The following is a 25,707-nucleotide window of genomic DNA, read 5'->3' as shown; positions in this document are numbered from 1 at the left end:
TATGTTGTGGCTGCGGGTGGGATACGGCGGTGAGGCGGCAGCAGCCTTTTTGCCGCCTCACCGCATGTCTCAGATTCCGAGGCGGTTACGACGTGCCAGTTCACCCTCAGTCTGGTTGGTGGTGGGGGTGTGTCCCGGCAGTGGAACAATGCGCTCGTGAATGGCATCGATCATCCATTCAGGCTGCGGGAAGAAGGTCTTTTCCAGCTCAGCAGCCGGGATCACGGTGTTGCGCGATCCCACGATGGTCACCGGTGCGTCAAGTGCGTCGAAGGCCAGTGACTGCACGTTCTGTGCGACGTCCTGCAGCACCGAGCCGCGTTCACACGCGTCCGAGCTCAGCAGCAGGCGGCCTGTCTTCTTCACTGATTCGATCAGCTTGTCGTAGTTCAGTGGGCAGACGAAGCGCAGGTCGATGACCTCAGCGGACATGCCGTACTTTTCTTCCAGAATGTCGGCTGCTTCAAGCGCACGGTAGAGCGTTGCGCCCAGGGTTGCAATGGTGATGTCCTTGCCTTCGCGGCGGATGGCGGGCTCACCTTCAGGTGTTTCGTAGTAGCCCTCGGGCACGCCCCCCTCTTCGAAGTCTTCGCCCTTGTCGTACAGCTGCTGGGATTCGAAGAAGACCACGGGATCCGTGCCGTGCAGCGCCAGATTCAACATGCCCTTTGCGTCGGTTGGCGTGGCCGGGAAGTATACCTTCAGGCCAGGGATGTGAGCGGTCAGAGCTGTCCAGTCCTGTGAGTGCTGCGCACCGTACTTGTTGCCGACAGACACGCGCAGCACCAGTGGCATCTTGATCAGGCCCGCGGCCATTGCCTGCCACTTGGCCATCTGGTTGAACACTTCGTCACCGGAGCGGCCCAGGAAGTCGCAGTACATGAGTTCTGCAACAGCGCGGCCACCACAGATCGCGTACCCAACACCGGCACCGACAATCGCTGCTTCCGAAATCGGCGAGTTGAACAGGCGACGGTACGGCAGTGCTTCGGTCAGGCCACGGTAGACGGCGAATGCGCCACCCCAGTCGCGGTTCTCTTCGCCCCATGCCGCCATCGTCGGATCGACGGAGAAGCGATGAATCATGGCTTCGAACAGGGCGTCACGGAACTGGAACATCTTCATCTTCGAGACGGGCTTGCCGTTCTCGTCGCGCGAAGAGCGGATCTTCTTGGACAAAGCCTTGATACGCGGGTTGTCCTCGAGGGTGATTTCAGATTCGCCCTCCTCCATTGCCTCGGTGGGCGTGTTGGAGAACATGGCGTTTTCGACGTACTCGGGTCCCACACGCGGACACTTCTCATCGTCGGATGCCAGCACCAGCACCTTGGTGAGCTTCTCGGTGAACTTCGCGGAGAAGTCATCGATGTCGCCCTGGGAGACCAGGCCGTTGGAGATGAGCAGCTCAGAGTAGGTCTTGATGCAGTCGACTTCCTCCCACAGATCCACTTCAGCCTTGTCGCGATAGCTGGAAGCGTCGGACGGGGAGTGGCCTGAGAAGCGGTAGGTCAGGGTGTCCATGAGGACAGGTCCGCGACCTTCTTCCAGGATCTTCTTCTTGCGCGTGACGGCATCTGCAACGGCCAGCGGGTTAATGCCGTCGACGCGTTCGGCGTGCATGGCTTCGGGGTTGACACCTGCGCCAACGCGGGCCAAAACGTCGTATCCCATTGTTTCGCCGGAGGTCTGGCCGCCCATTCCGTAGAAGTTGTTGAAGAAGTTGTACATGATCGGCGGGTTGCCGCCGTCTTCTTCGCGCCACAGCGTGCGGTACTGATCCATCGATGCCAGCTGGATGGCTTCCCATACCGGGCCACAGCCCAGGGCTGCGTCACCGACGTTGGCCACCACGATGCCGGGCTTGCGGTTAATGCGCTTGTAGAGCGCTGCGCCCGTAGCAATGGGTGCCGAGCCGCCAACAATGGCGTTGTTCGGCATGGAACCGAAAGGCTGGAAGAAGGCGTGCATCGAGCCGCCCATGCCGCGGTTGAAGCCAGCCTTACGGGCGAAGATCTCCGCCAGCGTGCCGAACAGGATGAAGTTTTCGGACAGCTCACGCAGGTTCTCGTACCCGATTTCTTCGGCCAGTCCCAGCGTTTCACCGTCGAGGAAGCCCTTCATAACTGCTTCCAGATCAGCGTCCTCGTACTGGCGTGCAGCTGAGAAGGACTTGGACAGGATCTCACCGTGCGAGCGGTGAGAGCCGAAGATGAAATCGTCGGGGGTCAGCACAAAGGACTGGCCGACGTATGCGGCTTCCTGACCGATTCCCAGGTGGGCGGGGCCACGGTGGTTGTATTCCACGCCCTGCCATCCGCCGGTCTTCTTGATGGAATCAAGCATGGATTCAAATGTGCGCACCGCGATCATGTCGTGGAGCATCTGCACCATGCCATCTTTGCCGTATCGGCCGACCTCGGTGTCAAGGTCGAACGTGTATTGGTTGATCGGAATATCTGGAATGGTGATCTTTCCGGACGCGCGGACCTTCGCCGGGTCAACTGTCAGTGACTTCGTCATGTTCTTTCTTTCGCCTACTTCTAATCAGTTACGTCGGTGCGCTCAGGCTTTGACAGCCCAGGCAGCTTCGCGGATGAGTTCAGATACTGTCGGGTGCGGGACGACAAGCTGACGCAGATCGTCCAGTGTCAGTTCGGTTTCGAGGACGGCGCATGCGCCCCAGATCATCTCGGATGCGTATGTGCCCAACACGTGAATGCCGAGGACGTGGTTCGTCTCAGCATCCACAATCACTTTGGCGCTGCCGGGTGCTTTGAAGCCGTTCTCAGCGATGAACCGGCCGGACATCTGGCCAGGCACGGACCCGACCTTAATGGCGCGTCCCTCAGCCTTGGCCTTCGATTCGGTCAGTCCCACACCGGCTGCTTCCGGCAGGCAATACACAGCCCATGGGATCGTGTTCCAGCGCATCACCTGTCCACGCTTGTAGGCCTGGTCATCCAGGATGTTCGCCGCCACGACCTCGCCCATGCGGTATGCAGCGTGCGCCAGCAGGGAACGACCCGTCACATCACCGATGGCCCACACGTTGGGAAGGTTCGTGCGCAGGCGGTCATCAACCGTTATGCCTCGGCGCCCGATGTCAAGTCCGGATTCTTCAGCTCCCCAGCCGCGCGTGGCTGGGCGACGACCCACCGCCATGAGAACCAGGTCGGCCTCCACCGTGTGCTTCTGGCCATCCTTGGAGAAGACGACGTTCGACCCTTCGACCGCCTCCACCTTGCAGCCGAGGTTGAAGGTGATGGCGGGCATCGCCTTGCGCAGCTGAGCTGCCATGTCGTCATCCATAAAGGGCAGGATCTCGTCCATCATTTCGACGACGGTCACTTCACTGCCCAGGCTGGAGAACAACGAGGCGAACTCCACGCCGATGACACCGCCACCGATGACGGCCAGTCGTTTCGGCACGTCGGAGATAGATAACAGTCCGGTGGAATCCACGACCTTTTCGTTGTCGGCGCTGCCCGGGATGGGCGGCATCGCAGGAACTGAACCGGTCGCGATGATGACGTGTTCAGCGGTGTAGTGCGTGTCATCCACGCGTACCTTGCCGGGGCCTTCGAAGTAGCCACGCCCGTACACGACGGTGCAGCCGGCTTTCTTGACGCTGGCTCCCACGCCTCCGACCAGACCTTTGACGACCTGGCCCTTCCACTTTTGCATCGCTTCCCAGTCATAGGAGGCACCCTCGATCCCCACGCCGTAGGCGCCGGCCTCACTCGCGTGCACGTAGTGCTTCGCGGAGTTCAGCAGGGTCTTGGTGGGGATACATCCCACCGTCAGGCATGTGCCGCCGAGATCTTTCTCCTCGATCAGCAGGACTTTCTTGCCGCCGTTGCCGAGGCGTTCGGCTGCAAGATATCCGCCCGGGCCTCCGCCCAGTACGATGACGTCGAATTTTGTCTCTGTCATGACGCTCATCCCAATACTGTCAGGTCGATGTTTTCGATGGCGTTGACCAGGTCGCGCAGGAATCGCGCTGCGTCAGCACCATCAATCACCTGGTGGTCAGCGGTCAGCGAGAAGCCGATCCTCTTTTCCACCACAACATTTCCGTCATTGTCGAGGGCGGCCCGCGGCGTCACAGCTGCCACGCCCAGGATCGCGACCTGCGGACGGTTGATGATCGGTGTGAAGGTCTCCACGCCGAACGATCCCAGATTCGTCACGGTGAAGGTGCCGCCGTTGAGCAGGTCGGGGCTGATAGTGCCGTCAATCGAATCACCAGCCACCTGCTTGGAGGCAGCGGAGAATTCCTTCAGGTTCATGGCGTTGGCTCCGCGGATCACCGGGACCAGCAGGCCGCGCGGAGTATCGACGGCCACGCCGAGGTGAATGTTCTGGAACTTCGTGTAGGTGCCGTCAGCCAGATGCGCGTTGAATGCCGGGTACTTCGCGATCGTCTTGACGACTGCGTATCCGACCAGGTCACCGATCGTAATGGCATTGACGCCCAGTGATTCGTCGGCCTGCTTGAAACGCTTGCGCATGGCCATGAGCTTGTCGGCCTTCGCGCTGACCGTGTAGGACAGCTGAGCGGTTTCGGCCAGGGACTCCATCATGCGCGTGGCGACAACCTTGCGGATGCCCTTCAACGGTGCCGCTTCGGAGGGGCCAGGGAAGTCGGCGTTGGCACTGATCAATGGCGCGGCGGCTGCCTCGTCGGCTGCCGGGGAAGCCAGGTCGGCGGTCGTGACACGTCCACCCAGTCCGGTTCCAGTCCCGGTTGCGCCCTGGGCTCGAGCCGCGTTGGTGGCAGGATTCTCGGCAAGATAGGCCTTTACATCGCGTTCGAGCACGCGTCCGTGGGGGCCGGATCCTTCGGACACTGCCGACGGGTCCAGTCCTTCACTGTCGGCCAGTGCGCGGGCGCGAGGCGAAATCGCTCCGCCGGATGCTGCCGTCTGGAACGAGGGCGCCTCAGGCTTTTCTTCTTCAGCGGGTGCTTCCTGTTCGGGAGCACTGGCGGCTTCGTTGGAGTCACCGGAAACACCGGCCTGCGCGAGAACATCCTCGCTGATCTCTTCGCCAGGCTCGCCCAGGATCAGCAAGGGATCCTTGACGGGGACTTCGTCACCGACTTCCCACAGAAGTTTGAGGACTGTGCCGGCATCGGTACTGGGCACGTCCATTGTTGCTTTGTCCGTCTCAATTGAGCACAGCACCTGATCAACGGCGACCGTGTCGCCAACGGAGACCTCCCACTCGTTGATCAAGCAGGACTCCACTGAGTTACCCAGTTGGGGCATCACCACGATGGTGGCCATGTGTTCCTCCCTTACACCGCGCGAACGCGGGTGTGTTCTTCCAATTCCTTCATCGAGTCCGCCGTGAGGTCATCATCGGTAATGATCCCCGTGACGTCATCAAGTCCCATGAAACTGACAAATCCGCTCTTTCCGTATTTCGACGAATCTGCCAGCAGCCACGTCTCTTCTGCACGCGCCGTCATCAAGGTGGCGACTTCTCCGCCTTCAACCAGCTGAGTTGTCAGACCACGCTCGACTGTGAATCCGTCTGTCCCCAGGAACGCGATGCGTGCATTGAACGAGTTAATTGAGCGTTCCGCCAGCGGTCCGGTCAGCGATTCTGATTCAGCGCGGAACTGGCCACCCGTCAGCGTGATATTGAGGTGTGGATTCGAGCGAGCGTTGGCGAAAACAAGCACCGAGTTGGTGACAATCTGCACGCCGCGTTTTCCGGCCAGGTGCCGAACGATCATCGCGCAGGTCGTGCCCGCTTCAATCATGATGCGGTCGTTGTCCCTGACCATCGCTGCCGCTGCACGCACGATGCGCTCTTTTTCGTCGACGCGATCCATCTGGCGCAGTCGAATATTGCGGAACGCGGTCGGACGCGCACCTCCATGTGTCCTAACCAGGTAGCCGTCTTCTTCGAGCTGTTTGAGTGTGGATCGGACGGTAACTGGAGAGACATCGAGTTCAACGGCAAGAGCGCTCACAGAGACTTCGCCCTCGGCCGCCAGTTGGTCGAGAATGAAGCTGTTACGCTCGTGTTGCGCGCTCGTCATCTCATCGCATCCTTACGTTTCGATTTACCTATGATGAATTTTAGTAAATCAATCGAAAGTATGCAACAGTCAATATGTGAACTTTTCTCCGCCACTTTTCCGCTGAATCACGCCCTTCCAGCCGTCAGATAACGGCCGGAAATCAACGGAAGGCAGAAAATTAAGTCGCCCTCGTTGAAGAAAAATCTTCACGAGGGCGACGAAAGTCCCAGATACTCACTTCAGATCAATCGTCACTCAAACGAAAATCCGGTGAACGGAGGGTAACGGAGCGGCTACTCACCAGGCTGGCGCACGCCGATTGTCAGCAGCAAGTTCGCGTACAGGCGCTGATCGCCCGTCGCCACAATAATGCCGACATCCTCGCTGCGAGCCGCGTCGTAGAACTTGAAGCGCGGAATCTCACCGAATTCCACATCCGGCAAAGCTGCCTTGTAGTCGGCGTGAGCCGGAATGTCAATCGTGTCCTGATCATCCTCAGGCACCATGATCTCCGCTTTTTCAATCGGGATCGTGCGCTTGAGAACTTCGAGGATCTCGTTGACGCCCAGCAAGCCGGGCGCAAGGTTGAGGGAGATCAGTTCGCAGCGCTCGTTCACGCCGGTGGTGTGCGGGTAGTTACCATCGGCCAGCAAGATCTTCGAGCCGTGTCCGGCTGCGGCAAGTGCGCGTAGGAACGCGGGGTGAGTCATAGGTCCGTACAGCATCAGTGGTGTCCTTTCATTCGTAGTGAGTGACAATTTGGGAGCTGGTCCGAATGACCAGTTCGGGGGGAATGATGAAGTCCTGCGGTGGGCGTCCGGCAATGAGGTCGACGATCTGACGAATCGCCGTGCGGCCCACCCGGTCAAAGGGCTGTCGAATAGTTGTGAGCGGCGGCGAGAAGCACTGCGCGCCCGCCTCATCGTCAAAACCGACCACGCGGGTGTCGTGGGGGAGCTCTCCGCCGAGCTCGCGAACGGCGCGCATGGCGCCCAGCGCAATCTGGTCGTTGGATGCGACGATTCCCTGAGGGATGCGCCCCATGCTGTAGGTGGCATCGAATCCGTCCACAGCATTCCACGAGCCACATTCGATGATCTCGACATTTAAAGAGGCGTCGGACTGCGCACACGCTTCTTCGAATCCCTTGCGCCGCTGATGTGCGTCGTTCCAGCCTGCCGGCCCCATCAGGTGAACGATGTCAGTGACTCCGCCACGCAGCAGATGGTCGGTGGCGACTCGTGAGCCCAGCACGTTATCGACAGAGACGGTCGATACGCCATCGATAGTCGTTTCCGATGACAGCAGCAGCGTCGTCGGCGTTGTGCGAGCCAGCTTCATCGCCATTTCGATGACGGGGTCCTGACCGCCCAGAATGACGATTCCGTCGACTCGAAATGGGATCGCGTTACTGGTGACGTGCCCGTCAGACATGTAGACATTCGAAATCGACACGCTCAGACCGGCATCGCTGGCAGCGTTGAGCACATGCAGCAACGTCTGGCCGTGCCCGTGGAACATCGGCGCCGCCATCAGCACATGGATGACCCCTGTACGCTTGCCGGCAAGAGCCCTGGCCGCATAGTTCGGCCGGTACCCCATCTCGTGGAGCAGCGCGGTGATATTCGCTCGTGTGGAATCTGCGACTTCAGGGTCGCCTCGTACCACGCGCGAGACCGTGTTGGCTGACACGCCGGCATGGCGCGCCACGTCTGCGAGCGAGACTCGCTTGTTCTTCGCGGGTGGTCCGTTCTTAACGCGCAGAGGGTTCGTGGACACGGGTCTTCGCTGTCGTTGCAATGATGTGGGGCCTGTCGCCTGAAGCGATGTTCCCCATTATTTCCAGTTGCGCGATGAGGGAGCCCAGGATCGACGCTTCGATCGGGCCGGCCACGACACGCAGCTGAGCGGCCTGCGCGGTCAGATCACACAGAAGGTGGTTGCGCGCGCCACCTCCTACCAGGTTGAGTTGGTCGGGCCTGCTTCCAGCGATCTGCGCCAGCTCGTCAATGCCGCGCGCATAACGCTGGGCAAAGGATTCAATGACCAGTCGTACGTACTCGGGCTTCGTCGAGGGAGGCTCACCGCCGGCTTCCCGAATCACGGTGTCGATCTTTTCAACCATTTCACCGGGTTCGGCAAAACGGGAGTCATCCGGGTCAAACAGATGTGCGGACGGGGCGCATGTGCGCGCAGCGGCCACCAATTCGTCGGTGTCGGTCGGCATTCCTTCGCGCTCCCACTGACGCTGGAGTTCCTGCAGGATCCACATGCCGGTGATGTTGAACAGCGGACGAACTCCTCCGTCACTGCGTGATTCATTGGTCAGGCCCAGTTTGAATGCTGCGTCAGTGAGCAGCGGGCGGTCCAGCATGCCGCCGAGCACGGACCATGATCCGCAGGACAGGAAGTACGCTTTGACGCCTTCTTCGACAGGCAGGCCGTGGACTGCACATGCCGTATCGTGTGCGCCGCCGCGCACCACCGTGAGCGATTCGAGCCCTTCGACCGTGCACGGGCCGACTGTGGTGAGGTCATCGTTGAGATCATCAACCCATGAACGGGGAAGACCAAGGCGTGAAAAGACCGTGTCTGACCAGCGTGGCGAACCAGGTTCGCACAGTCCTGAGCTGGAGCAGATAGAACGAGACCAGCCTTTGACGCCGGACAGTTTCCACGCGAAGTAATCAGGCAGAAGCAGAATCGTGTCGATGTGCTCAGCCAGTTCCGGTTCTTCGCAGGTCAGTGCAACGAGCTGGTTTGCGGTGTTGATGGTGGCTGGAGCGATTCCTGTCAGATGAAAGAATTCTTCATCATCAATGCGTTGACGGAATTGTTCCAATGTGCGTGCGGTGCGCTCATCGCGGTAGGCGCGTGGTGGGCCAACAGGATGATCGTCGCTGTCCAGCGCGACGAAGTCGACGCCCCAGGTATCCACAGATACGGATTGTGCGTCGGGATATTCCTGGACGGCTTTCTGCAGACCTTCAACGGTTTGATCCCACAAATGCTCCAGGTCCCACACCAGTGAGCCGTCACGTCGGATCGCTTCATGTGAGAACCGATGCACCTCGTGGATCTCAATATGGTCACCTTCCAAACGTCCTGCAACAACGCGGCCTGACGACGACCCTAAATCGACAGCTAGCGCAGTGGTCATGAAACGCCCTTCTTTTCTCAGTATTTTCAGTGTGATGTCAGTGGTAATTGTCCGAGGGTGACAGTGCATTCGCCCAGTGGGTGCAGTGATGGGTGGGGCGCCTTGACGCCCCACCCATCGGGCATCCTGATGTCAGCGGCGAGAGCCGGATGACTCAGCGGTACAGCGGTCCGAAGTTCTTGCAGGCACGGTAGTCCGCGCCTTCAACGTCGGCTGTTCCGAACAGTGTCCATGCGCGCGGACGGAAGATATCATCTTCCGGCACGTTATGCATGTTAACCGGGATACGGAGCATGGAGGCCAGCGTGATGAGCTGAGCGCCAATGTGTCCGTATGAGATTGCACCGTGGTTGGCGCCCCAGTTATTCATCACGTCGTAGACGGAGGCGAAGGCCCCCTCGCCGGTCAGACGCGGTGCGAACCAGGTGGTCGGCCATGCCGGGTCGGTGCGCTGCTCAATGGTTGTGGCGACCTCGTCGGGCAGATCAATGGTCCAGCCTTCAGCGATCTGCAGAACCGGGCCCTGTCCGTAGACAAGGTTGATACGGCACATCGTCACGGGCATTTCGCCGCTGGTGCGGAAGTGGGTTGACCACCCACCACCGGGGAAGTATTCGTACCCTGAGGGGTGGAAGGTTGTTGCCTCAAGGGCTGCCTTCTGGTCCTCTTCGGTTACTTCCCACCACGGCTTGATGACAGGCTTGCCGTCACGGGTGGCCTTGCCGGCACCATCCAGTGTGGTCGAGCCGGAGTTGCGCAGATCCAGGAAGCCGTCCTTTGCGTGTCCTTCCAGCTCATAGCCGGTGACTCGCTTGACCGATTCCGGGCTCCAGTAGGTGCGCACGTCGGAGAAGATCTGCGGGGTGTTGGTCAGCAGATATCCGAACAGCATGGATGCACCGTTCAGGGAGTCATTTTCGGTTGCGACAACTCCGACTGGCTGACGTGCGCCGTTCCAGTCAAAGTTGGTGTTGAGGACAGTTTCCATGACGTCGCCGTTGGGCATGCCGTCTGTCCACTGACGCTGTCCCTGGAATCCGGCTGCGATTGCACCATGGCCGCCGGCTTCTTCGGCCCATCCCTTTTCTGCCAGCTTGGGGTTGCCCTTCATCAGGTCGTGGCCGATCAGCACCATCTTGGCACAGGTTTCCCACCAATCTTCATGGCGCTCGGGATGCTGGTTCTTTTCCGGGTTGTAGTCCTTTCCGATGGTGAAGTTTTCCTTCATCCACTTCAGGGCCTTTTCGTACTCTTCTTCGTCGTAGATCTTCTCGTTGATACGGCGGTAGAACTCGGACATATCGATGTACTCATTGCGCATGCCGAGGTAGGGGCCGAAGAATTCGTCCTTGACCGTTGAGCCGGCAATGCCCATGGCAACCGAGCCCATCGACAGGTATGCTTCGCCGCGCATCTGTGCGACAGCCAGACCTGCCTTCGCAAAGTCGAGCAGACGGCCGCGCACGTCATCGGGGATAGTCTCGTCGTCAGCATCCTGGACCTGCTTGCCGTAGATGCCGAATGCCGGGAAGCCGAGTTGTGCGTGTCCTGCCAGTGCAGCGGCAAGGTAGACGGCGCCTGGACGCTCTGTGCCGTTGAAGCCCCAGATTGCGTGCGGGGTACGGGTGTCCATCTGCAGGGTTTCTGTGCCGTAGCACCAGCACGGGGTCACCGAGACAGTCAGACCAACGTTTTCAGTGTCGAATTTCTTCTGGCATGCGATGGCTTCGGAAACGCCACCAATGGTGGTGTCAGCGATGATGCATTCCACAGGTTCACCATCGATGTAGTGCAGTTCGTCCGTGTACAGCTTCGCCAGACGCTGAGCCATGCCCATTGTCTGATCTTCAAGGCTTTCACGCACTCCCCTGCGACGTCCATCGATAATTGGTCGGATACCGATCTTGGGGTGTTCAGCCATGTTTCCTCATTCCTTCATTGGTTTCGTTTGTCTTAGTTGGTCCCCTGCGTGGCAGTAAGGACGGTGACGTTCGGCCGAAGCGTCACGTCACTATTATGTCCCGTTGGTCAGGAGGTGGTGGAGGGGGATCAACGGGTTCTCCCCCTCCACCTGGGCTATTATCCGGTGGGATGTGAAATCACTCGTAGAGGTTGGCCTTAATGTCAGCATCGTCCATATTGGTCTTGTCATACCAGGCGAAACCGGAGTCAATGATCTTGGGCAGTTCTTCACCCTTGATGGCTGCAATTGCAGCCTTGACAGTTTCGTATCCCATCTTGACTGGAGCCTGAGTCACAGCGCCGGCCTGCACGCCGCTGCGAACGGATTCGAGCTGTGCCTTACCGGAGTCGATACCAACCATCTGAACCTTGCCGGCGTTGCCGGATTCGGTCACACCCTGCATCGTGCCGATGGCTGATGCCTCGTTCGTTGCGCCAATACCTACAACATCCGGGTTGGCGGTCAGAATGCTCTTGGCAACGTCAGCTGCCACACCGACCTCGCCGCCGATCTGGGGATCGAGCAGTTCGATGTCAGGTTCATTCTCAGCCATGTATTCCTGGTATCCGGCGCAGCGGTCCTTACCGGTCTGGGAGGTGTCATCGTGGCAGACCAGAGCAACCTTGCCCTTGTGGCCCACGAGTTCCGCCAGGTGCTTGGCGGCTTCAGCGGCAGCGGCCTTGTTGTCCGTCTGAACGGTTGTCACCGGAATGTCGGACTCAACGCCGGAGTCGAATGCGACCACCGGAATGTTGGCGGCCTTGATCTGCTCGAGGATCGGGGCGGCAGCTTCTGAATCCAGTGCTGCAAATCCGATTGCAGCAGGCTTGGTGTCCAGTGCGGTCTGGAGCTGCTGGAGCTGCTCAGTGATGGCTTGCTCGTTGGCGGGTCCGATGAATTCAACCTTGTAGCCGAATTCTTCACCTGCCTGCATTGCGCCTTCCTTCACTGCCTGCCAGAAGCGGTGCTGGAAGCCTTTCGAGACGAGGTAGATGGTTTCACCGCTGGCAGCACCGCCGGCGCTTTCACCGCTCTGTGTTGCACCGGCGTCGCCGGAAGCGGCGTTTGTGTCGCCGCCGCCTGATGAGCAAGCGGTCATTCCCAATGCCATTGCCCCAGCGGCAATGAGGCTCACGATACGTCCAATTGGGCGCATTGCTGTTCCTTTCTTTCGGGCGAAGGTCTTTCTTCGCCGTTGTGGTGGTTGGACGGTTGTCCGATTCAAGTAATGCTTACACTGCCTGAGCACGGGCTCGGCGGACGTTATCGATAAAGACTGCCAGCAGGATGACCAGGCCGGTCACCACAAGCTGCCATTCCTTTGCAACACCCATCATCTGCAGACCTGTCGTCAGCGTGTTCATCAGCAGCGCACCAATGAACGTACCGATGATTGTGGCGCGACCACCGGCAAGTGAGGTACCGCCGATGACGACCGCTGCGATTGCCTGCAACTCGAGTCCGAGACCTTCAGCAGGTTGTGCGAATCCGAATCGTGCTGAGTACAGGATGCCGCCGATGGCCGTGAAGATACCGGCTGCGATGTACACCATCAAGGTCCAGAAGCGCACGTTCACGCCTGACAGGCGTGTGGCTTCGATGTTCGATCCCATCGACAGCGCGTAGCGGCCCAGGACCGTGCGCGTCAGCAGGATCGATGCGATGACAGTCAAGATAATGAAGATCAACGCTGCGTTGGGCAGGGAGCCGATCAGTTTGCCGTTCGACAGGTTGTAGTAGAACGGCGAGGGGATCTTGATCGAGCTCTTACCCGACAGAATCAGTGACAGACCGTTGGCTGCCATCATCATGGCCAGTGTGGCGATGAAGGGAGGAATACCCAGGAACGCCACGTTAAACCCGTTGACCAGTCCGATCACTGCGCCGACCATCAGGACGAGCAGCAAGCCGATACCGACGGGCAGCCCCAGGTATCCGGATTCGGGTGAGCCCATCAGCAGACCTGCCGACACCGCTGTCAGCGTCATGCCGGTGCCCACTGACAGGTCGATGCCGCCGGTGGCGATGATGAACGTTGCACCCAGCGCCATGACGCCGATTGCAGAAGCTGCCATCAGGACGTTCATGAACACGCCAATGGATGCGAAGTTCGGGGCTGCGAACAGGAAGTAAATGTAAATCAGGATCAGTGCAGCGAATGCGAAAAGCTGCTGAATTGATGACTTCAGGAAAGTCACGACTTTGCTGTTGGACTTTTCTGACGCTTGGTCTTTCGTTTCAACCTCGGTGCTCACGCGTCCACTCCCATTGCTTGCTCTTGGCCAACGGTGGCCAGTTCCATGATCTTTTCTTGGGTGGCTTCCTTGTTATCGAGGATGCCGATAATGTGGCCCTGTGCCATCACTGCGATGCGGTTCGACAGGCGCAGTACTTCGGGCAGTTCCGATGAAATCACAACGATTGCCTTGCCTTGCGCCGCGAGGTTTTCCAGCAGTTGATAGATCTCTTCTTTTGCGCCCACGTCGATACCGCGTGTTGGCTCATCGAAGATCAAGACATCACTGTCTCGAACCAACCACTTGGCAATAACAACTTTCTGCTGGTTACCACCAGACAGGTTCAACAGGGTCTGATTGATTGAAGGGGTGCGAATCCGCAATTTGTCCACATAGTCGAGTGCGGTCTTGCGGATCTTGCGATCGTCGACAAAGCCCGCTTTCGCATAGTCCTTCATGTCGGCCAGCGTGACGTTGGCTTTCACGTCAGCATCCAGCAGGATTCCGAAGCGTTTACGGTCTTCGGACAGGTAGCCGATACCGTTCGTCACCCCGTCTTTGGCGTTCGTAATCCTGACCTTCTTGCCGTGCACGTAAATGTCACCTTCGGTGCGCGGATCAGCACCGAAGACGCATCGCGCCACTTCGGTGCGACCTGCACCCATCAGACCGGCGAATCCGAAAATCTCACCCTTCTTCACGTCGAAGCTCACGTTCTTGATGAGATTCTTCGTGGACAGGTTCTTGACTTCCAGAACAGTTTCGTCTGTCTGCGGCTTCGTGGCGGGACGGACGTCAGACTTCAGTTTGCGTCCCACCATCATGGAGATGATTTCCTGCATCTCCACTTCATCCGTGTTCACCGTGCCGACGTATTCACCGTCGCGCAGAACGACCACGCGGTCCGTAATCTGCTTGATTTCAGGCATACGGTGCGAGATGTATATCAGACCGGTTGACGGCGTGACGAAGTCGTGGATCAGGTCAAACAGTGCGTCCGTTTCTTCGATCGTCAACGCCGCAGTCGGCTCATCCATAATGAGAATGTCTGCGTTATACGACAGCGCTCGGGCGATTTCCACCATCTGGAGGCGCGCCACTGACAGGTCGCGACAGTAAGCCTTGGGGTTGATATCCATCTTCAGATGATCGAAAAGCTCCTGAGCATCCTTGTTCAGTTTCTTGTCATTGACGATCCCGGCTTTAGTGGAGCCTGGGCGCCCCAGGTACAGATTCTGGGCAACCGTCAGGTCGGGAACGATGTTGAGTTCCTGGTGAATGATGGCCAGACCAAGGTCACGTGCGTGGTTGATGCCCGTCACGTGGACCTTTTCGCCCTTGATCCAAATCTCGCCGCCTGGATCAGGCTGATAAATACCGGTCAGGACCTTCATCAGCGTCGACTTTCCGGCACCGTTTTCACCGCAAAGCCCCAGCACTTCTCCTGCTCGAAGATCCAAATTGACATTCGAGAGTGCTTTGACGCCCGGAAAGGTCTTCGACATACCTTTCAAGTCGAGCAAATGTGTCACGTCTCACCCCTTCGTGCGTGGTACATAACGCCTGCGACAAATAAGACCTAGACCGTTAGCGCTAACGACTCCAGTGTCACATTTGTACGACAACGTGCTTGACAGTGTAGCTTGGTTCGTGCAAAACGACAAATAAAGTGTTAAATCTGCCAAAAACGATATAAAAACGTAATTTTTCGTCCTCGTATCAGCACGACCGCTGCGCGACGCCGACCGTTTACGTGATCGTTAACGATTGAAGGGTCACAGCGTACCTTTGTCGTGATTCATCAGGCAAAACCAGGATTGAACGACGCTCTGCCGCCTCGGGTTAAGCGTTTTTCACCGTGAATCTTCCCGGATTAGGGGACTTCCTCGTGTTAGTCGTCTCGCTCACTGCTTCAGCGTGTCACGCCTGACCGGCCCTGCGCGTGCCCTCGCGCGAATATCCACACTGATCCCCGCAACAAGCACTCTCTGGCTCACCGTCACATAGGTGTCATCTCCGCGCACCTCGCAGCCGGCGTGAGCCCCATTGCGCTCGACGACCTCACTGGCCACCGTGCAGGCATTCATCCCACCTCCGGTCCACTGTGCAACCGCCGACCGATGCCCACCGGCAAGGGCTGCAACGTCAGCCACTGCCTGAAGACGGGTCTGATGCCCGTACACACTCCCTGCACCAGCAATCACCACACACATCATCACGGTGCATGCGATGACCGCCAGCGCGGAGATGGTGCCTGATCCTTCCTCGTTCCCCCTGTCGCCGTATACCATCAGGGCACCAGCTCGGAAATGGTGGTGATCGTGCATGATGATGTAGCACCGACCCATCCTGCCGGCGCAGCCACACTGGCGCGCCCGGTGACCGTCATCCATCGCCCTGATTTGTTCGTTGTGACAGTAACGGGCCTGCCGTACGCCTGGGAAACACTGAGAGCTGGATCCTGGCCACCTATGGCTGCTTCATGTGCACCTTGACGAACCGCCGAACACAGTTCAATGCGCGTGTGAGCAATGTTGACGACGCCAAGAACGAACGCCACCACGATCATCACGGCGAAAAGTGAGAGCGCATGTTCGACTGTCACCATGCCGTCCTCGCTATGCCCGCCCGTTTCGCTGCCACCAGCGGGGTGGTCCCGTAAGCACTCCCTGGCACTTACGGGACCACGTGTCGCATGCCTGTTCACAGTGAAAGCGCCTGCTGGATAATGCCCTGAAGCAGGGATTTCACTGCGCCTGACTTGAGAACGACGAGCAGAAGTCCGGCGAAGCCGGCTGCTGCGACCGCCCCGATCGCGTATTCCACGGTTGTGGATCCTTCTTCCGGATCGGCATCATGATCCTCGACATGGTGAGCACGTTGGATCATTGCGTCGTATTGACACCACGTGTCACACGCTGCCTTCGTCGCTGCATCTTCGATGCGTTGGGTGATTGCCATGTTTGTCCTTTCGATCAATAGTGACTGTCCGCCGTTTGACGGTGTGACCACCTTCCGTGACACGCACTGCGATCTCCATCGACTGTGCGCAAATTGTGGAGCAAGAAGCGCCTGGAAGGGCAGCTGTGGATTCAACGCATCTGTAGATGCGCGGTGTGGATAACCAGGGGCTGTCAGGTGCCGACCCGTCAGCTACCACAACCCGCCAAAAGTGTTCGTGCCAATATGCAGCAGGATTGGCACGACGCCCAGGGCGATGAAGGACGGCAGCAGTAACGCCCCCAGCGGGATGACAAGGCGCACCGCCAGGCGTTCAGCCTCACTTTTTGCATGTGCGATGCGCCGTGCCCTGACCTGGCGCGCAGCACGCGTGAGCAACGGCACCGGCGACGTGCCATCGCTCCATGCCGGCTCGAGGACATCAGCCAGCAGCGCGGCGTTGGCTGGATGGGGATTCCACGCATCACCCCACCGTGCCCCCAGGACCAGTTCGCTACCGATCCGTTCCAGTTCCGCGCCATTACTGACGCGGCCCAGCGTGCGCACAATGGAGGGCACTGAGGCACCCGCATCCATTCCCGCGATCGTCAGATCGCACATAGTGGCCGGGTCGACGCCCTCGCTTATGTCAATGGTTCGGGTGATCATGCGAGTGGAGACGAGCCGACCAGCGATCAGGCACACCGTTCCGATGATGGCGCTGATGGTGCCGATCCCACCGTCACAGAAGCGCTCAAGAGGGTTCGCCCCAATCAGCTGGCCCAGCGCAATACCCGCCACAGGCAATGCGGTGAGAATACGTGCCGAGGTCAAGGGGCCAGACCGTGCGATGGCGCGCGCATCTTCGGCGGCTGCAGCTTCATCGATACTGTCAGCCACAATATCCAGTACCTCAGCAAGCGGCGTTCCCAGTTCCTGCGTCAGGCGGCATGCGACACTCAAGGTATGAGCTGAGCGCCGACTGACCCGTTCGCTCACTGTGCTGCGTCGCCGCAGCCGCCCACACGAGGACACTAGGTGGCGCCACGACAACGCGTCTCGCTGCCGCACCAAACCCAGCACATCACGCCGCACATCGCGCCACGAGGGAGCGCGCGCCAGCCTCGCCACGGATCGGGGAACACCGTCCTCGGCAATCCCCTCCCATGAACCCAGGTGCGTAGAGCCAACTCTGTCCCACGCACGCATCCACGCCTCGGCAGTCGGCATACCGGCACGCAGCCGGGCTGCCACCTCGGCCACCAACATCGACAACTGGGAGCTGCTGTCCTGCCCGGCCGGCACGACATTTGACGAGGGAGGCACTGGCTTCTGTGCGCGAACTGCCTTCAATGATTCGTCGAATCTCCAGGCCACGATCACAGCCTGAGCGCGCCAATGTTTGGCGGCCGATATGCCAATCGCCGCGACCAAACAGGCACTCATCAAGCACAGTAGCGCCATCATGGAGCAGCACTTTTCGCGTCCAGATCGATGTGCAGCCGTTCAGCCAGCAGTGGCCAGGCGCGATCAGGGTAGAGCCGGCCATCACGCTCTCTCAGCGCGCATTCACATTCACAGGCAACGCCACCTGCTGTCCGGGTCAGAACACCAATCTGGCTGACCCGCCTTCCATGCGCATCGCGCCTCATCTGAATCACCGCGTCAAATGCGGCCACCGCCTGCGCTGACAGCGCGGCATCCGACAGGCCGGCCAGCGATCCGAGGGCAGCCAGACGTGCCGGGACATCTTCCACCGCGTTGGCGTGGATGGTAGCCATTCCCCCGTCGTGTCCGGTGTTGAGCGCCGTCAACACGTCACGCACTTCGGCGCCTCGACACTCACCGAGAATCAGTCGGTCGGGCCGCATTCGCATCGCAGCGCGCACCAGATCCGACAGGCTCACCGCTCCCGCGCCCTGAACATTGGCCTGCCTTTCCTGCAAGTGGATAACATGCGGGTGACAGGGACGCAATTCCCGTACCTCCTCGATACACACGATCCGTTCGTCATGCGGCACGCTGGACAGCATGGTCGACAGCAATGTGGTCTTACCCGACCCGGTCGCCCCGGATATCAAAATGTTGGCCCGCAGTGCCACCAACTGGGCCATCACGCTCGCGATGGAACCGTCCATCAAAGACTTGCGCACCATCTGCTCCAGCGTCATGGAGTGAGCGCGCGAGGTCCGCAGGGAAATCACCGTTCCTTCATCAGAAACTGGTGAGAGCACCGCGTGCAGGCGCACGCCGCCGGGCAGCGTTCCATCCACAATCGGACTGGCCTCATCCAGTCGTCGTCCGCACGCAGCTGCCATGTGGACCGCGAGCGCCCGAACCTGACTTTCCGACCCCAGCTGCACGTCAACGCGCTCCACCCCCTGCCCGCGATCGATCCAGACACTGGTGGAGTTGACGAGCACATCTGTCACATCGGGGTCCGCCACAAGAGGAGCAAGGTCCGGTCCGAGTCCGCCGGCGCGCGCCACCAGATCGTCAAAATCGGTGGCCAGTTCTCTCACTCCTGCACCCTCGCGAGCATTGTCACGCACCGCCCGGACAGCTGAGTGCCCCTGAGCGAGCGCGCGCCTCATGGTGTGACGGCTCATCGCGCACGCTCCATGCCCGACCTGAGCGCGGCATACATTCGCTTGACGGCAAAACCCCTGGGCATCCCACCTCGAAAAGGACACTGTATAGCCTGAATCGACTGGAAGCCGCACTCGCGGATACTGCCCAACAGTTGCGTCGTCGTCCCGTGCGTCGTGGCAATCACGACGGGCACAGCAGGTGGCGCATAGCGGGATATGCCGGCCATCAGCGTACACACCCCGTCCAGGTCGGCGCGTCCGACCAGGCACAGCGCATCGATTCCACATTGGGAGGCGGTGCGCATTGCGTATTCATCCCACCGTCCCAGATCGACCACAACATGCGCGCGGGAGCTCACGCTGGTGAGCACCCGCACCAGCCTCGTATCTGAACGTGCCGGCCCACCACGGCAGTCAGCCGCGAGGATTTTCACGCCGTCACGCACGGGCAGAGCGTCAATGAGCGTGCCAGTCCATCCGGTCTCGTCTGCGCGCAGGTCACCCCAGTGGATACCGTCAGCGGCCACGTCCTGCGCCGCGCCCACGCCTGGCCCATACTCGGCGGTGTCCACGACGATCACGGGCGGAGGGGGAGCCTGAGGCAGAACCGGCAGCGGGTGCGACCGGATCTGCTGAGCCAACGCCCGCGCGATTGCCGTCACCCCCACCCCACCTTGCCATCCGGCGCAACCGATGCGTATCAGGTCAGGGGAAAATACCGGTGACGGTGCACATGAGGCGACAATGTCGGCCAGCATCATCTCATCGCCGGGCAGGCGCAGCGATCCGGCAGGGCCGACAACAATGACCGGCACCTGTGCAGACGCACGGACTGACGAGGGTGGCCCATCCGGATCCGAGGTCAGCCACATGTCGCAGGGCAGTCCGTCGCTGGCAACCGTTCCGCCTGCAAGCTCGATGATTTCACATGCGCTGCGCCTGGCACCCTCGTCCAGTCGATCCAGTCCGACGCGCACGTTCCACTGTGTACTCATGCCGTCACTTCATCTCACGTGGCTTCCCTCGTCCACCTCGCTCAGTCAACCTGTGGAAGACTGGAGAGAGACACCACCCTGTGGATAACGCGCGCAGTTTTTCGACTCGACGATCAGGAGACCCGCATGAAGCGATCACAGCCACGCTCAAGGTCCGCTGCCTTTTTCGACCTCGACAAGACAATCCTGGCCACGTCAACCTCCGTGGCGCTGCGCACTCCCCTGCGTGAGGCGGGCCTTCTGACCCGGCGCGGCGCACTGCTGGGTCTGCTCATCCAACTGCCCTACCTGATCAAGGGCGCTGACGAGCAGGCGACAGAGAAAATGCGCGAATCACTGGGTGAAATCGCTGCCGGATGGGACGGTGTCTACCTGGAGTCCACCGTGAAGGATGCGTTGAGCAGGTCAATTGACCCGGTGTGCTTCGTGGAGGCGCTGGAAGAAATCGCCCTTCATCGCGCGGCTGGCCGGCGCATTGTCATCGCCTCAGCCTCGATTGAAGAAATGGTGCGCCCGGTTGCTCACATGCTGGGTGCTGACGCGTCGATCGGTTCCTACGCGCAGCGCAATGAGGACGGAACGTTCACCGGCGTGATTTCGCGTTTCAACTACGCCGATGAGAAGGCGCGCGCCTGCATCGACATGGCACAGCGCAACGGGTGGGATCTGGGGGAGTGCTTCGCGTATTCAGATTCCATCACTGATGTGCCGTTACTGGAAGCAGTCGGGCACCCCGTCGTCATCAACCCTGACCGTCAGCTGCGTGAAATCGCTCAGGAACGCGACTGGCCGATTCGCAGTTTCACGCACACGGTTCAGGTCCGCACCTCGCCGGCTCGACTCATTGTGCCGGGCATGATTGCCGCTTGCTCTGCTGCAGGCGCGGCGTGGTCGTTTTACCGCGCGTATACCAGTTTGCGCGGCAAGTAGCCCGCCCTCGTTTCCTATTGCCGAGGGTGGCCTGCCTGGACACTGAGCGCAATATCCAGGGCATCGTCGACACCGGCGATCAGTGATGACAGGAAGAATGCGAGCACGTCGTGCGCGTAGGAGTGATCGGGCGCTGCCCAGCCGGACACAATGCGCGCAACGCGCTGAGGGTCTGTGGCGCTCAACTTGCTCACAGTCACGACCCCTGTCGGGTCCGTGCCGCGCACGGTCAGAATCCATCGCGCCACAGCCGCCCCCACGGAGCGTGAACCTGGTTCGAACAGTGGATGAGCTGCACAGTCGGCCCATACTGCGGCTGCACTCACCACAGCAGGCACATCACAGGTGACATGCGACAAAACGTGAGCGAGACGCCGAGGCGAGGCAGGAACGGCAATTCGGGAACGTTCAACGTGGCCTGAGGTAGCAAGAAGTGACGTGATGTCGCGGTGCAGTCCGGCGACCAGGTTCGGCAAAGCGGGCTGCGATGCAGGCCTGGTGGTGGGCGTGCGGTTCAGGGGCGGCATGAGCGTCATGACGTGCCATTGGCTGCGCCAGATCCCCAGCGCGAACTGTTCACCTGTGGTCAGGGTGCCGGCTTCGTGTGGCCCCTCGCGCATCGTGAGGTCACGCAGATCGCTGGTGCTGATCGGTGAGCCTTCCCAGCGAGAAAGATAGGCAGCTTCATAGATGTTGGTCAGGGCGCGTACTTCCTGCCACCGGCGGCGCAAACTATGATGGAAACGGACGCGCGTCAATGCGCTGTCACATTGTTCGCGCAGCGCGCAGATATCTGGGGTCTGCCACGCTTGAAGCAGGAGGCGCATGCGCACAATGTGATCGGATTCTTCCACGTGGTGAGTTTATCGGGTGAGGTGAACGTGAGCGAGACGAAAGTGGCACAGACTGGGGTCAGGTCGATCCCTCGGGCCACGCTGTCACAGCACCTGCGTTCAGCGGTTTTCTCAGCGGTTTTTTCACCTGTCGCGCTGATCATCATGGGATTTGCGGTCGCTGACACTCAGGCCGCCACCGCGCAGGGACAGCCATTGTCATCGTCCGAGGGCACCGTCGGTATCGTCATTACGACCCTGTTGCTGGCACTCGTGGCTGCCAACTCTGATGAGTCCTCAGCCGGCCTTGCCGTCACCACTGTCAGTGCGGTAATTGTCGGAGTGGGCCAGCTGACCGGCGCGTTGCGCGCTCCCCTGTGGATGGGAATCGCTATGAGCGAGGCGGACTCACTGACATCGATGCGGTGGAGTCTGTATCCAATATGCGTGGTCTTCATCTGCCTGGGGGCGACGGTGGCAACCATTGCCACGCGGCGGTGGACGGTTCACGCCACGCTGAGGGAACTGGAGCAGGCCAGTGCCGAGAGTTCTCAGGGAGGGTCCTCCCGCGTGCGTCCCTTCAACGGGCAATTCCACAATGCGCGCAACCGGACGTGGGTCGCGGTCTTTTCCTGTGTTGCCCTGATTCTTGGGTGCATCATGATGATGGTTGCCGCGCCCGAGGAATCACTGCGCGTAGCGTCACAGGGGTTGGAGGGGCTGATGGCAGAAAACACGTTCCGACCAGTTCCGGCGCTGATCTGCGCCTTGTGTTTCGGCCTGGTGGCGTGGATTTCGCAGTGGTCAACGTCCGGACCCATTGTGGCGTCCTCAGTTCTGGTGGTCATACCGTTTTCGTTCCTCATCCCATTGTGGTCAAGCCTTACCGGCGCGGTGGTCACACCGCATTCCCCCGCCACGACGCAGATTTCTCTGGCTGCGCCGGTGCTGTCCGCGCTGGGGTTACTGCTTCCCGCACTGGTCATGGGTCCGCTGCTGACGCGCCGCCATGTTCGCGCACAGGTGTTGCGGGCAACCGGGCACCGCCACGGTTTTGTGGATGAGATGTAACACGATCAGAATCGGCCGTTTCGGCACGCCCATCGCAAGATCGGGCAGTTCTCACGCTACATTAAAGGTCTAAGGAGGTAGCACCATGTCTGATCAGGAACTCCACGACCGCCGCCCGGAAGGTGAAGTGGGAGACGATGAACTCATCGTCGATGAGAGCCCGACTTTCGAGGGCGCAAGCGGATCAACGGCTGCGCCGATGGCACCGCGCCCCGAAGAAACTGACGAAATCGCTGAATCAGCTGCCAGCGATGAGATTCTCACGGGCGAAGAAGTGACCTTGAGCAGGCATGAGGGCGACACGGAAAACATCATTGGAGCGCCTGGCAGTGCTGCCGATGACACCTCGGCCGTCGATCCTGTGCCCTCCACTTCCGAACCACGCATCCCTTCCCCCGTCGATCCTGTTGATGACGAGGGCGACGCACCTGACCTGGATGAGGATGAACCTCGCGACCGCATCTCCCCGCCTGAGCGTGATGATTTGCCGGCACCAGCTCCGCGCGACGTCCTCGAGAATCGCCATGACCGCGATGAGGACGAAACAGCCACAGATGAAGATGAGCTGGAGCGCACCGCAGTGCACCGCCGTTCCCTCGTCTCTCCTCCGGAGGAAGCAGATCCGGCAGATGAGAACGAGGCAAACTGGCATCCTCGCGCTGAACCGGTTCCGGTGCACGTGGAAGGCACCCCGAGTTCCCTCGATGACGCCATCTTTGAAGGCACGACACTGTCGCCCGAGATTCCGTCTCGCGCTGGATCGCACTGGTGGAGCTTCTTCGCATTCTTGATCTTCCTGCCCATCGCATGGTTCCTCGCAGCTGATGCCGGGGCGCGCATGACACTTGCTGACGGGTCTGCGTTCTCGACGGGGGCAGTGAACCTGGCAGCTATTGCCGAACTGGTGGGCGCTCTGGTGATTGTTGTCCTGCTGGGGGTGACGGTTGCGCGCTCCTCGCTGGGTGGCTTCGTCATGGGTATCCTCACCTTCCTGTCCGGACTTGTTCCGATCGTCATTCCGGGGATTTTCTCGCAGCTCATTCAGCCTGCTGTTCAGTGGCTGAACTCGTGGAACGCATTCGGCATGAATCTTGCTCACCACTTCCAGGCCTCCGCATTTTCCGGACGCTTCGCACTCCTGGGCCTGATCGTGCTGGTAGGCGCGTGGGTCTCTCACTGGGTACGTCGCCGTGGCCGCTCGGAGGAAGCTCTGCGCGCTGAGGTGGAAAAGATCAATCCTGAAGGTGCCTTCTTCTCATGGCGAGCCCGCCGCCGCGCGGCCAAGGCTCGCGATGAGGGCCGCTGAATCACATGGATGCAGATCTTTCTCTTCGGGAGGTTCTGGAAGAGCCCGGTCCGTGGCAGCATCGCCACGTCAACGCTGGCGGCGCGACCTTCCACGTTGTCGATGCCGGCCCGTTGGAATGTGACCACGCCGTTGTTCTGCTGCACGAATTTCCTTTGTTCTGGCGTTCCTGGCGGCATGTTATTCCCTCCCTGGCTGAGCAGGGGCATCGTGTGATCGCAGTTGATCAGCGCGGTTTCGGCGCCTCCGACCTGCAGGCCGACAAGGTGGATCTGCTGCAACTGTCCCATGACGTCACCGCCATCATGTCAGCAATGGGTATTTCCCACTTCACAGTGGTCGGCGCAGGCATGGGCGGTGCTGTTGCATGGATGCTGGGAGCTACCAATCCGGTTGCGTTGCGCGCGGTGATGACGCTGGCGGCGCCGCACCCACTGGAACGTACCCTGTGGCCCACACTGCTTCCTCTGTGGCGCGGGCGTCTGCTCGCCCTGCGCATGGATATTCCCTGGCGGCGCGTCACCTTGCTCAAATCCGGCAAACTCATCGATTCAATGATCCGTTCGTGGGCGGCGCCCTCACATCGCGAACAGATGCTGGCCGACGCACAACCCTATCGACGCGCAATGGCTCGCGCGTTCGCCGCCTCCGCGACCACTGACTCATTTTCCAGCACGCGATTCCTGTCCATCGCCTCGCGCAAGGCGCTGGCCGACCCCGTGCAGGTTCCGACTCTGAGCGTGCACTGCGCAGAAGATTCATCACTGTCGGCTACAGATTTTGCGCGCGATTCACATCATGTGACCTATCCGCTGCACACCACAATGCTGCCCGCAGTGGGGCACTTCGCCCCCGAAGAAGCACCCGAGCGTGTCACGACCCTGATCAGCGATTTCCTGGCTTCACTGCCCACCACCTGACCAGGGCACTACACCGACTTTCGGGCAGCGATCCACCACCGGACACTCATCGCATCGGGGCCCCTGGGCAGTGCACACTGAGCGACCATGTGCGATCAGAACATGTGACAGTTTCGTCCAGTTCACGCCTGCCAGCAGTGTTGTCACGTCCTTTTCGACGCGCGTCACGCTGGTCGCTCTCGTCCATCCCAAACGGCGAGACAGGCGGCCGACATGTGTATCAACTGTCAGTGCGCGCGCTCCGAAACACACTCCCATCACGACGTTGGCCGTCTTATGCCCGACCCCGGGGAGTTTTTCCAACTCCTTGTTGGACTGCGGAACCTCACCACCGAATTCAGTGCACAGTGCCTGAGCGGTCGCAATGATCTGCCCGGATCGTCGGTGCTGGAAACCCAACGGCCGCACGATCTGCTCGACCGTATCGCGCCGCGCCTGAGCAAGGTCCAGAGCTGTTGGAAATTCCCCGAAGAGCGCCGGCGTGATGCGGTTGACCCGCTCATCGGTTGTCTGCGCCGACAGCATTGTCGCAATGAGCAGCTGGAACGGCGTCGAACAATCTAATGTGCATGTGGCGTCCGGATAGGCGTTCATCAGCTGACGCGCAAGTGCCTCGGCAGCTTCAGAACCCGCATTGACAAGCCCAGATGTGTCGTGTTCTGTTGGAATCGTCACGTATGAATAATAATATTGACTGTTGTTGCCATACACTCCGGCCAAAACGCCG

Annotated in this window: 23 protein-coding genes; 4 read left to right on the top strand and 19 right to left on the bottom strand. The window is 60.0% G+C overall.

All coding sequences use genetic code 11. The features are described from left to right. Positions 1 to 69: 69 nt before the first annotated feature. The 17 genes from AC1EJ1_RS00620 to AC1EJ1_RS00540 all read right to left on the bottom strand — a co-directional run bounded on the left by AC1EJ1_RS00620 (position 70) and on the right by AC1EJ1_RS00540 (position 19,920). The gene (locus AC1EJ1_RS00620) at positions 70 to 2,520 is read right to left on the bottom strand and encodes an alpha-ketoacid dehydrogenase subunit alpha/beta (protein WP_058237461.1); all 2,451 of its coding nucleotides are present in this window, start codon (positions 2,518 to 2,520) and stop codon (positions 70 to 72) included. 42 nt (positions 2,521 to 2,562) lie between these two features. Next, positions 2,563 to 3,933, bottom strand: a complete 1,371-nt coding sequence (gene lpdA, locus AC1EJ1_RS00615; protein ID WP_058237462.1) for a dihydrolipoyl dehydrogenase — start codon at positions 3,931 to 3,933, stop codon at positions 2,563 to 2,565. Positions 3,934 to 3,938: 5 nt separating this feature from the next. Further along, positions 3,939 to 5,288 carry a dihydrolipoamide acetyltransferase family protein gene (locus tag AC1EJ1_RS00610; protein ID WP_285015892.1) on the bottom strand — a complete coding sequence of 450 codons (1,350 nt, stop codon included), beginning with the start codon at positions 5,286 to 5,288 and terminating at the stop codon, positions 3,939 to 3,941. Positions 5,289 to 5,299: 11 nt separating this feature from the next. Beyond that, complete coding sequence (locus AC1EJ1_RS00605) at positions 5,300 to 6,052, bottom strand: DeoR/GlpR family DNA-binding transcription regulator (protein ID WP_480295162.1); 753 nt, start codon at positions 6,050 to 6,052, stop codon at positions 5,300 to 5,302. A 275-nt stretch (positions 6,053 to 6,327) separates the two neighbouring features. After that, a complete protein-coding gene (locus AC1EJ1_RS00600) occupies positions 6,328 to 6,759 on the bottom strand; it encodes an RbsD/FucU family protein (protein ID WP_058237465.1) in 432 nt (143 codons plus the stop codon). Between the two features lie 13 nt (positions 6,760 to 6,772). Continuing rightward, positions 6,773 to 7,813 carry a LacI family DNA-binding transcriptional regulator gene (locus AC1EJ1_RS00595; RefSeq protein WP_480295161.1) on the bottom strand — a complete coding sequence of 347 codons (1,041 nt, stop codon included), beginning with the start codon at positions 7,811 to 7,813 and terminating at the stop codon, positions 6,773 to 6,775. Then, entirely contained in the window at positions 7,788 to 9,194 is a 1,407-nt protein-coding gene (locus tag AC1EJ1_RS00590) for a rhamnulokinase (protein WP_480295160.1), read from the bottom strand. Before AC1EJ1_RS00590 ends, AC1EJ1_RS00595 begins: the two co-directional genes overlap by 26 nt. A gap of 154 nt (positions 9,195 to 9,348) precedes the next feature. Continuing rightward, a complete protein-coding gene (locus AC1EJ1_RS00585) occupies positions 9,349 to 11,115 on the bottom strand; it encodes an L-fucose isomerase (RefSeq protein ID WP_058237467.1) in 1,767 nt (588 codons plus the stop codon). 178 nt (positions 11,116 to 11,293) lie between these two features. After that, a complete protein-coding gene (locus AC1EJ1_RS00580) occupies positions 11,294 to 12,313 on the bottom strand; it encodes an ABC transporter substrate-binding protein (RefSeq protein WP_285015896.1) in 1,020 nt (339 codons plus the stop codon). 76 nt (positions 12,314 to 12,389) lie between these two features. Continuing rightward, complete coding sequence (locus AC1EJ1_RS00575) at positions 12,390 to 13,412, bottom strand: ABC transporter permease (RefSeq protein WP_285015897.1); 1,023 nt, start codon at positions 13,410 to 13,412, stop codon at positions 12,390 to 12,392. Further along, entirely contained in the window at positions 13,409 to 14,926 is a 1,518-nt protein-coding gene (locus AC1EJ1_RS00570; protein WP_480295159.1) for a sugar ABC transporter ATP-binding protein, read from the bottom strand. The genes AC1EJ1_RS00575 and AC1EJ1_RS00570 overlap by 4 nt, the downstream gene beginning before the upstream one ends. A gap of 372 nt (positions 14,927 to 15,298) precedes the next feature. Further along, the gene (locus AC1EJ1_RS00565) at positions 15,299 to 15,685 is read right to left on the bottom strand and encodes an Rv3654c family TadE-like protein (RefSeq protein ID WP_058237471.1); all 387 of its coding nucleotides are present in this window, start codon (positions 15,683 to 15,685) and stop codon (positions 15,299 to 15,301) included. Then, on the bottom strand, positions 15,685 to 16,002 hold the full coding sequence (locus AC1EJ1_RS00560) for a pilus assembly protein TadE (protein ID WP_480295158.1): 318 nt from the start codon (positions 16,000 to 16,002) through the stop codon (positions 15,685 to 15,687). Before AC1EJ1_RS00560 ends, AC1EJ1_RS00565 begins: the two co-directional genes overlap by 1 nt. A 95-nt stretch (positions 16,003 to 16,097) precedes the next feature. Further along, the gene (locus AC1EJ1_RS00555) at positions 16,098 to 16,283 is read right to left on the bottom strand and encodes a DUF4244 domain-containing protein (protein ID WP_058237916.1); all 186 of its coding nucleotides are present in this window, start codon (positions 16,281 to 16,283) and stop codon (positions 16,098 to 16,100) included. A 264-nt stretch (positions 16,284 to 16,547) separates the two neighbouring features. Continuing rightward, the gene (locus AC1EJ1_RS00550) at positions 16,548 to 17,711 is read right to left on the bottom strand and encodes a type II secretion system F family protein (protein WP_285015900.1); all 1,164 of its coding nucleotides are present in this window, start codon (positions 17,709 to 17,711) and stop codon (positions 16,548 to 16,550) included. A gap of 86 nt (positions 17,712 to 17,797) precedes the next feature. Beyond that, positions 17,798 to 18,943 carry a TadA family conjugal transfer-associated ATPase gene (locus tag AC1EJ1_RS00545; RefSeq protein ID WP_117394378.1) on the bottom strand — a complete coding sequence of 382 codons (1,146 nt, stop codon included), beginning with the start codon at positions 18,941 to 18,943 and terminating at the stop codon, positions 17,798 to 17,800. Further along, positions 18,940 to 19,920 carry a hypothetical protein gene (locus AC1EJ1_RS00540; protein WP_285015901.1) on the bottom strand — a complete coding sequence of 327 codons (981 nt, stop codon included), beginning with the start codon at positions 19,918 to 19,920 and terminating at the stop codon, positions 18,940 to 18,942. The genes AC1EJ1_RS00545 and AC1EJ1_RS00540 overlap by 4 nt, the downstream gene beginning before the upstream one ends. Before the next feature lie 126 nt (positions 19,921 to 20,046). Here AC1EJ1_RS00540 and AC1EJ1_RS00535 point away from each other — a divergent pair, with 126 nt between their 5' ends. Further along, complete coding sequence (locus AC1EJ1_RS00535) at positions 20,047 to 20,850, top strand: HAD family hydrolase (RefSeq protein WP_285015902.1); 804 nt, start codon at positions 20,047 to 20,049, stop codon at positions 20,848 to 20,850. Positions 20,851 to 20,864: 14 nt separating this feature from the next. Here AC1EJ1_RS00535 and AC1EJ1_RS00530 read toward each other — a convergent pair whose 3' ends face one another. After that, complete coding sequence (locus tag AC1EJ1_RS00530) at positions 20,865 to 21,704, bottom strand: hypothetical protein (RefSeq protein WP_480295157.1); 840 nt, start codon at positions 21,702 to 21,704, stop codon at positions 20,865 to 20,867. A 27-nt stretch (positions 21,705 to 21,731) separates the two neighbouring features. On the opposite strand from AC1EJ1_RS00530, the gene AC1EJ1_RS00525 reads away from it, so the two are divergent. From AC1EJ1_RS00525 to AC1EJ1_RS00515, 3 genes are all read left to right on the top strand, one after another. Continuing rightward, on the top strand, positions 21,732 to 22,754 hold the full coding sequence (locus tag AC1EJ1_RS00525; protein ID WP_154955722.1) for a hypothetical protein: 1,023 nt from the start codon (positions 21,732 to 21,734) through the stop codon (positions 22,752 to 22,754). Positions 22,755 to 22,839: 85 nt separating this feature from the next. Further along, a complete protein-coding gene (locus AC1EJ1_RS00520; protein WP_058237478.1) occupies positions 22,840 to 24,060 on the top strand; it encodes a Yip1 family protein in 1,221 nt (406 codons plus the stop codon). A gap of 5 nt (positions 24,061 to 24,065) precedes the next feature. Next, on the top strand, positions 24,066 to 24,980 hold the full coding sequence (locus tag AC1EJ1_RS00515) for an alpha/beta fold hydrolase (RefSeq protein ID WP_058237479.1): 915 nt from the start codon (positions 24,066 to 24,068) through the stop codon (positions 24,978 to 24,980). Here AC1EJ1_RS00515 and nth read toward each other — a convergent pair. Continuing rightward, positions 24,963 to 25,655, bottom strand: a complete 693-nt coding sequence (nth, locus tag AC1EJ1_RS00510) for an endonuclease III (RefSeq protein ID WP_058237480.1) — start codon at positions 25,653 to 25,655, stop codon at positions 24,963 to 24,965. The genes AC1EJ1_RS00515 and nth overlap by 18 nt on opposite strands. Between the last annotated feature and the right edge of the window lie 52 nt (positions 25,656 to 25,707).

It is taken from the genome of Pauljensenia sp. C0170B4, assembly GCF_056590235.1.
This window is presented reverse-complemented; position numbering and strand designations above follow the sequence as displayed.

What these genes read in the sequence shown, in the direction of transcription:
- AC1EJ1_RS00600 (WP_058237465.1), bottom strand. Translation starts at nt 6,759, where the DNA reads ATGCTGTACGGACCTATGACTCACCCCGCGTTCCTACGCGCACTTGCC.
- AC1EJ1_RS00590 (WP_480295160.1), bottom strand. Translation starts at nt 9,194, where the DNA reads ATGACCACTGCGCTAGCTGTCGATTTAGGGTCGTCGTCAGGCCGCGTT.
- lpdA (WP_058237462.1), bottom strand. Translation starts at nt 3,933, where the DNA reads ATGACAGAGACAAAATTCGACGTCATCGTACTGGGCGGAGGCCCGGGC.
- AC1EJ1_RS00535 (WP_285015902.1), top strand. Translation starts at nt 20,047, where the DNA reads ATGAAGCGATCACAGCCACGCTCAAGGTCCGCTGCCTTTTTCGACCTC.
- AC1EJ1_RS00515 (WP_058237479.1), top strand. Translation starts at nt 24,066, where the DNA reads ATGGATGCAGATCTTTCTCTTCGGGAGGTTCTGGAAGAGCCCGGTCCG.
- AC1EJ1_RS00565 (WP_058237471.1), bottom strand. Translation starts at nt 15,685, where the DNA reads ATGGTATACGGCGACAGGGGGAACGAGGAAGGATCAGGCACCATCTCC.
- AC1EJ1_RS00620 (WP_058237461.1), bottom strand. Translation starts at nt 2,520, where the DNA reads ATGACGAAGTCACTGACAGTTGACCCGGCGAAGGTCCGCGCGTCCGGA.
- AC1EJ1_RS00605 (WP_480295162.1), bottom strand. Translation starts at nt 6,052, where the DNA reads ATGACGAGCGCGCAACACGAGCGTAACAGCTTCATTCTCGACCAACTG.
- AC1EJ1_RS00580 (WP_285015896.1), bottom strand. Translation starts at nt 12,313, where the DNA reads ATGCGCCCAATTGGACGTATCGTGAGCCTCATTGCCGCTGGGGCAATG.
- AC1EJ1_RS00520 (WP_058237478.1), top strand. Translation starts at nt 22,840, where the DNA reads ATGTCTGATCAGGAACTCCACGACCGCCGCCCGGAAGGTGAAGTGGGA.
- AC1EJ1_RS00555 (WP_058237916.1), bottom strand. Translation starts at nt 16,283, where the DNA reads ATGATCCAACGTGCTCACCATGTCGAGGATCATGATGCCGATCCGGAA.
- AC1EJ1_RS00545 (WP_117394378.1), bottom strand. Translation starts at nt 18,943, where the DNA reads ATGAGCCGTCACACCATGAGGCGCGCGCTCGCTCAGGGGCACTCAGCT.
- AC1EJ1_RS00560 (WP_480295158.1), bottom strand. Translation starts at nt 16,002, where the DNA reads ATGGTGACAGTCGAACATGCGCTCTCACTTTTCGCCGTGATGATCGTG.
- AC1EJ1_RS00610 (WP_285015892.1), bottom strand. Translation starts at nt 5,288, where the DNA reads ATGGCCACCATCGTGGTGATGCCCCAACTGGGTAACTCAGTGGAGTCC.
- AC1EJ1_RS00585 (WP_058237467.1), bottom strand. Translation starts at nt 11,115, where the DNA reads ATGGCTGAACACCCCAAGATCGGTATCCGACCAATTATCGATGGACGT.
- AC1EJ1_RS00540 (WP_285015901.1), bottom strand. Translation starts at nt 19,920, where the DNA reads ATGAGTACACAGTGGAACGTGCGCGTCGGACTGGATCGACTGGACGAG.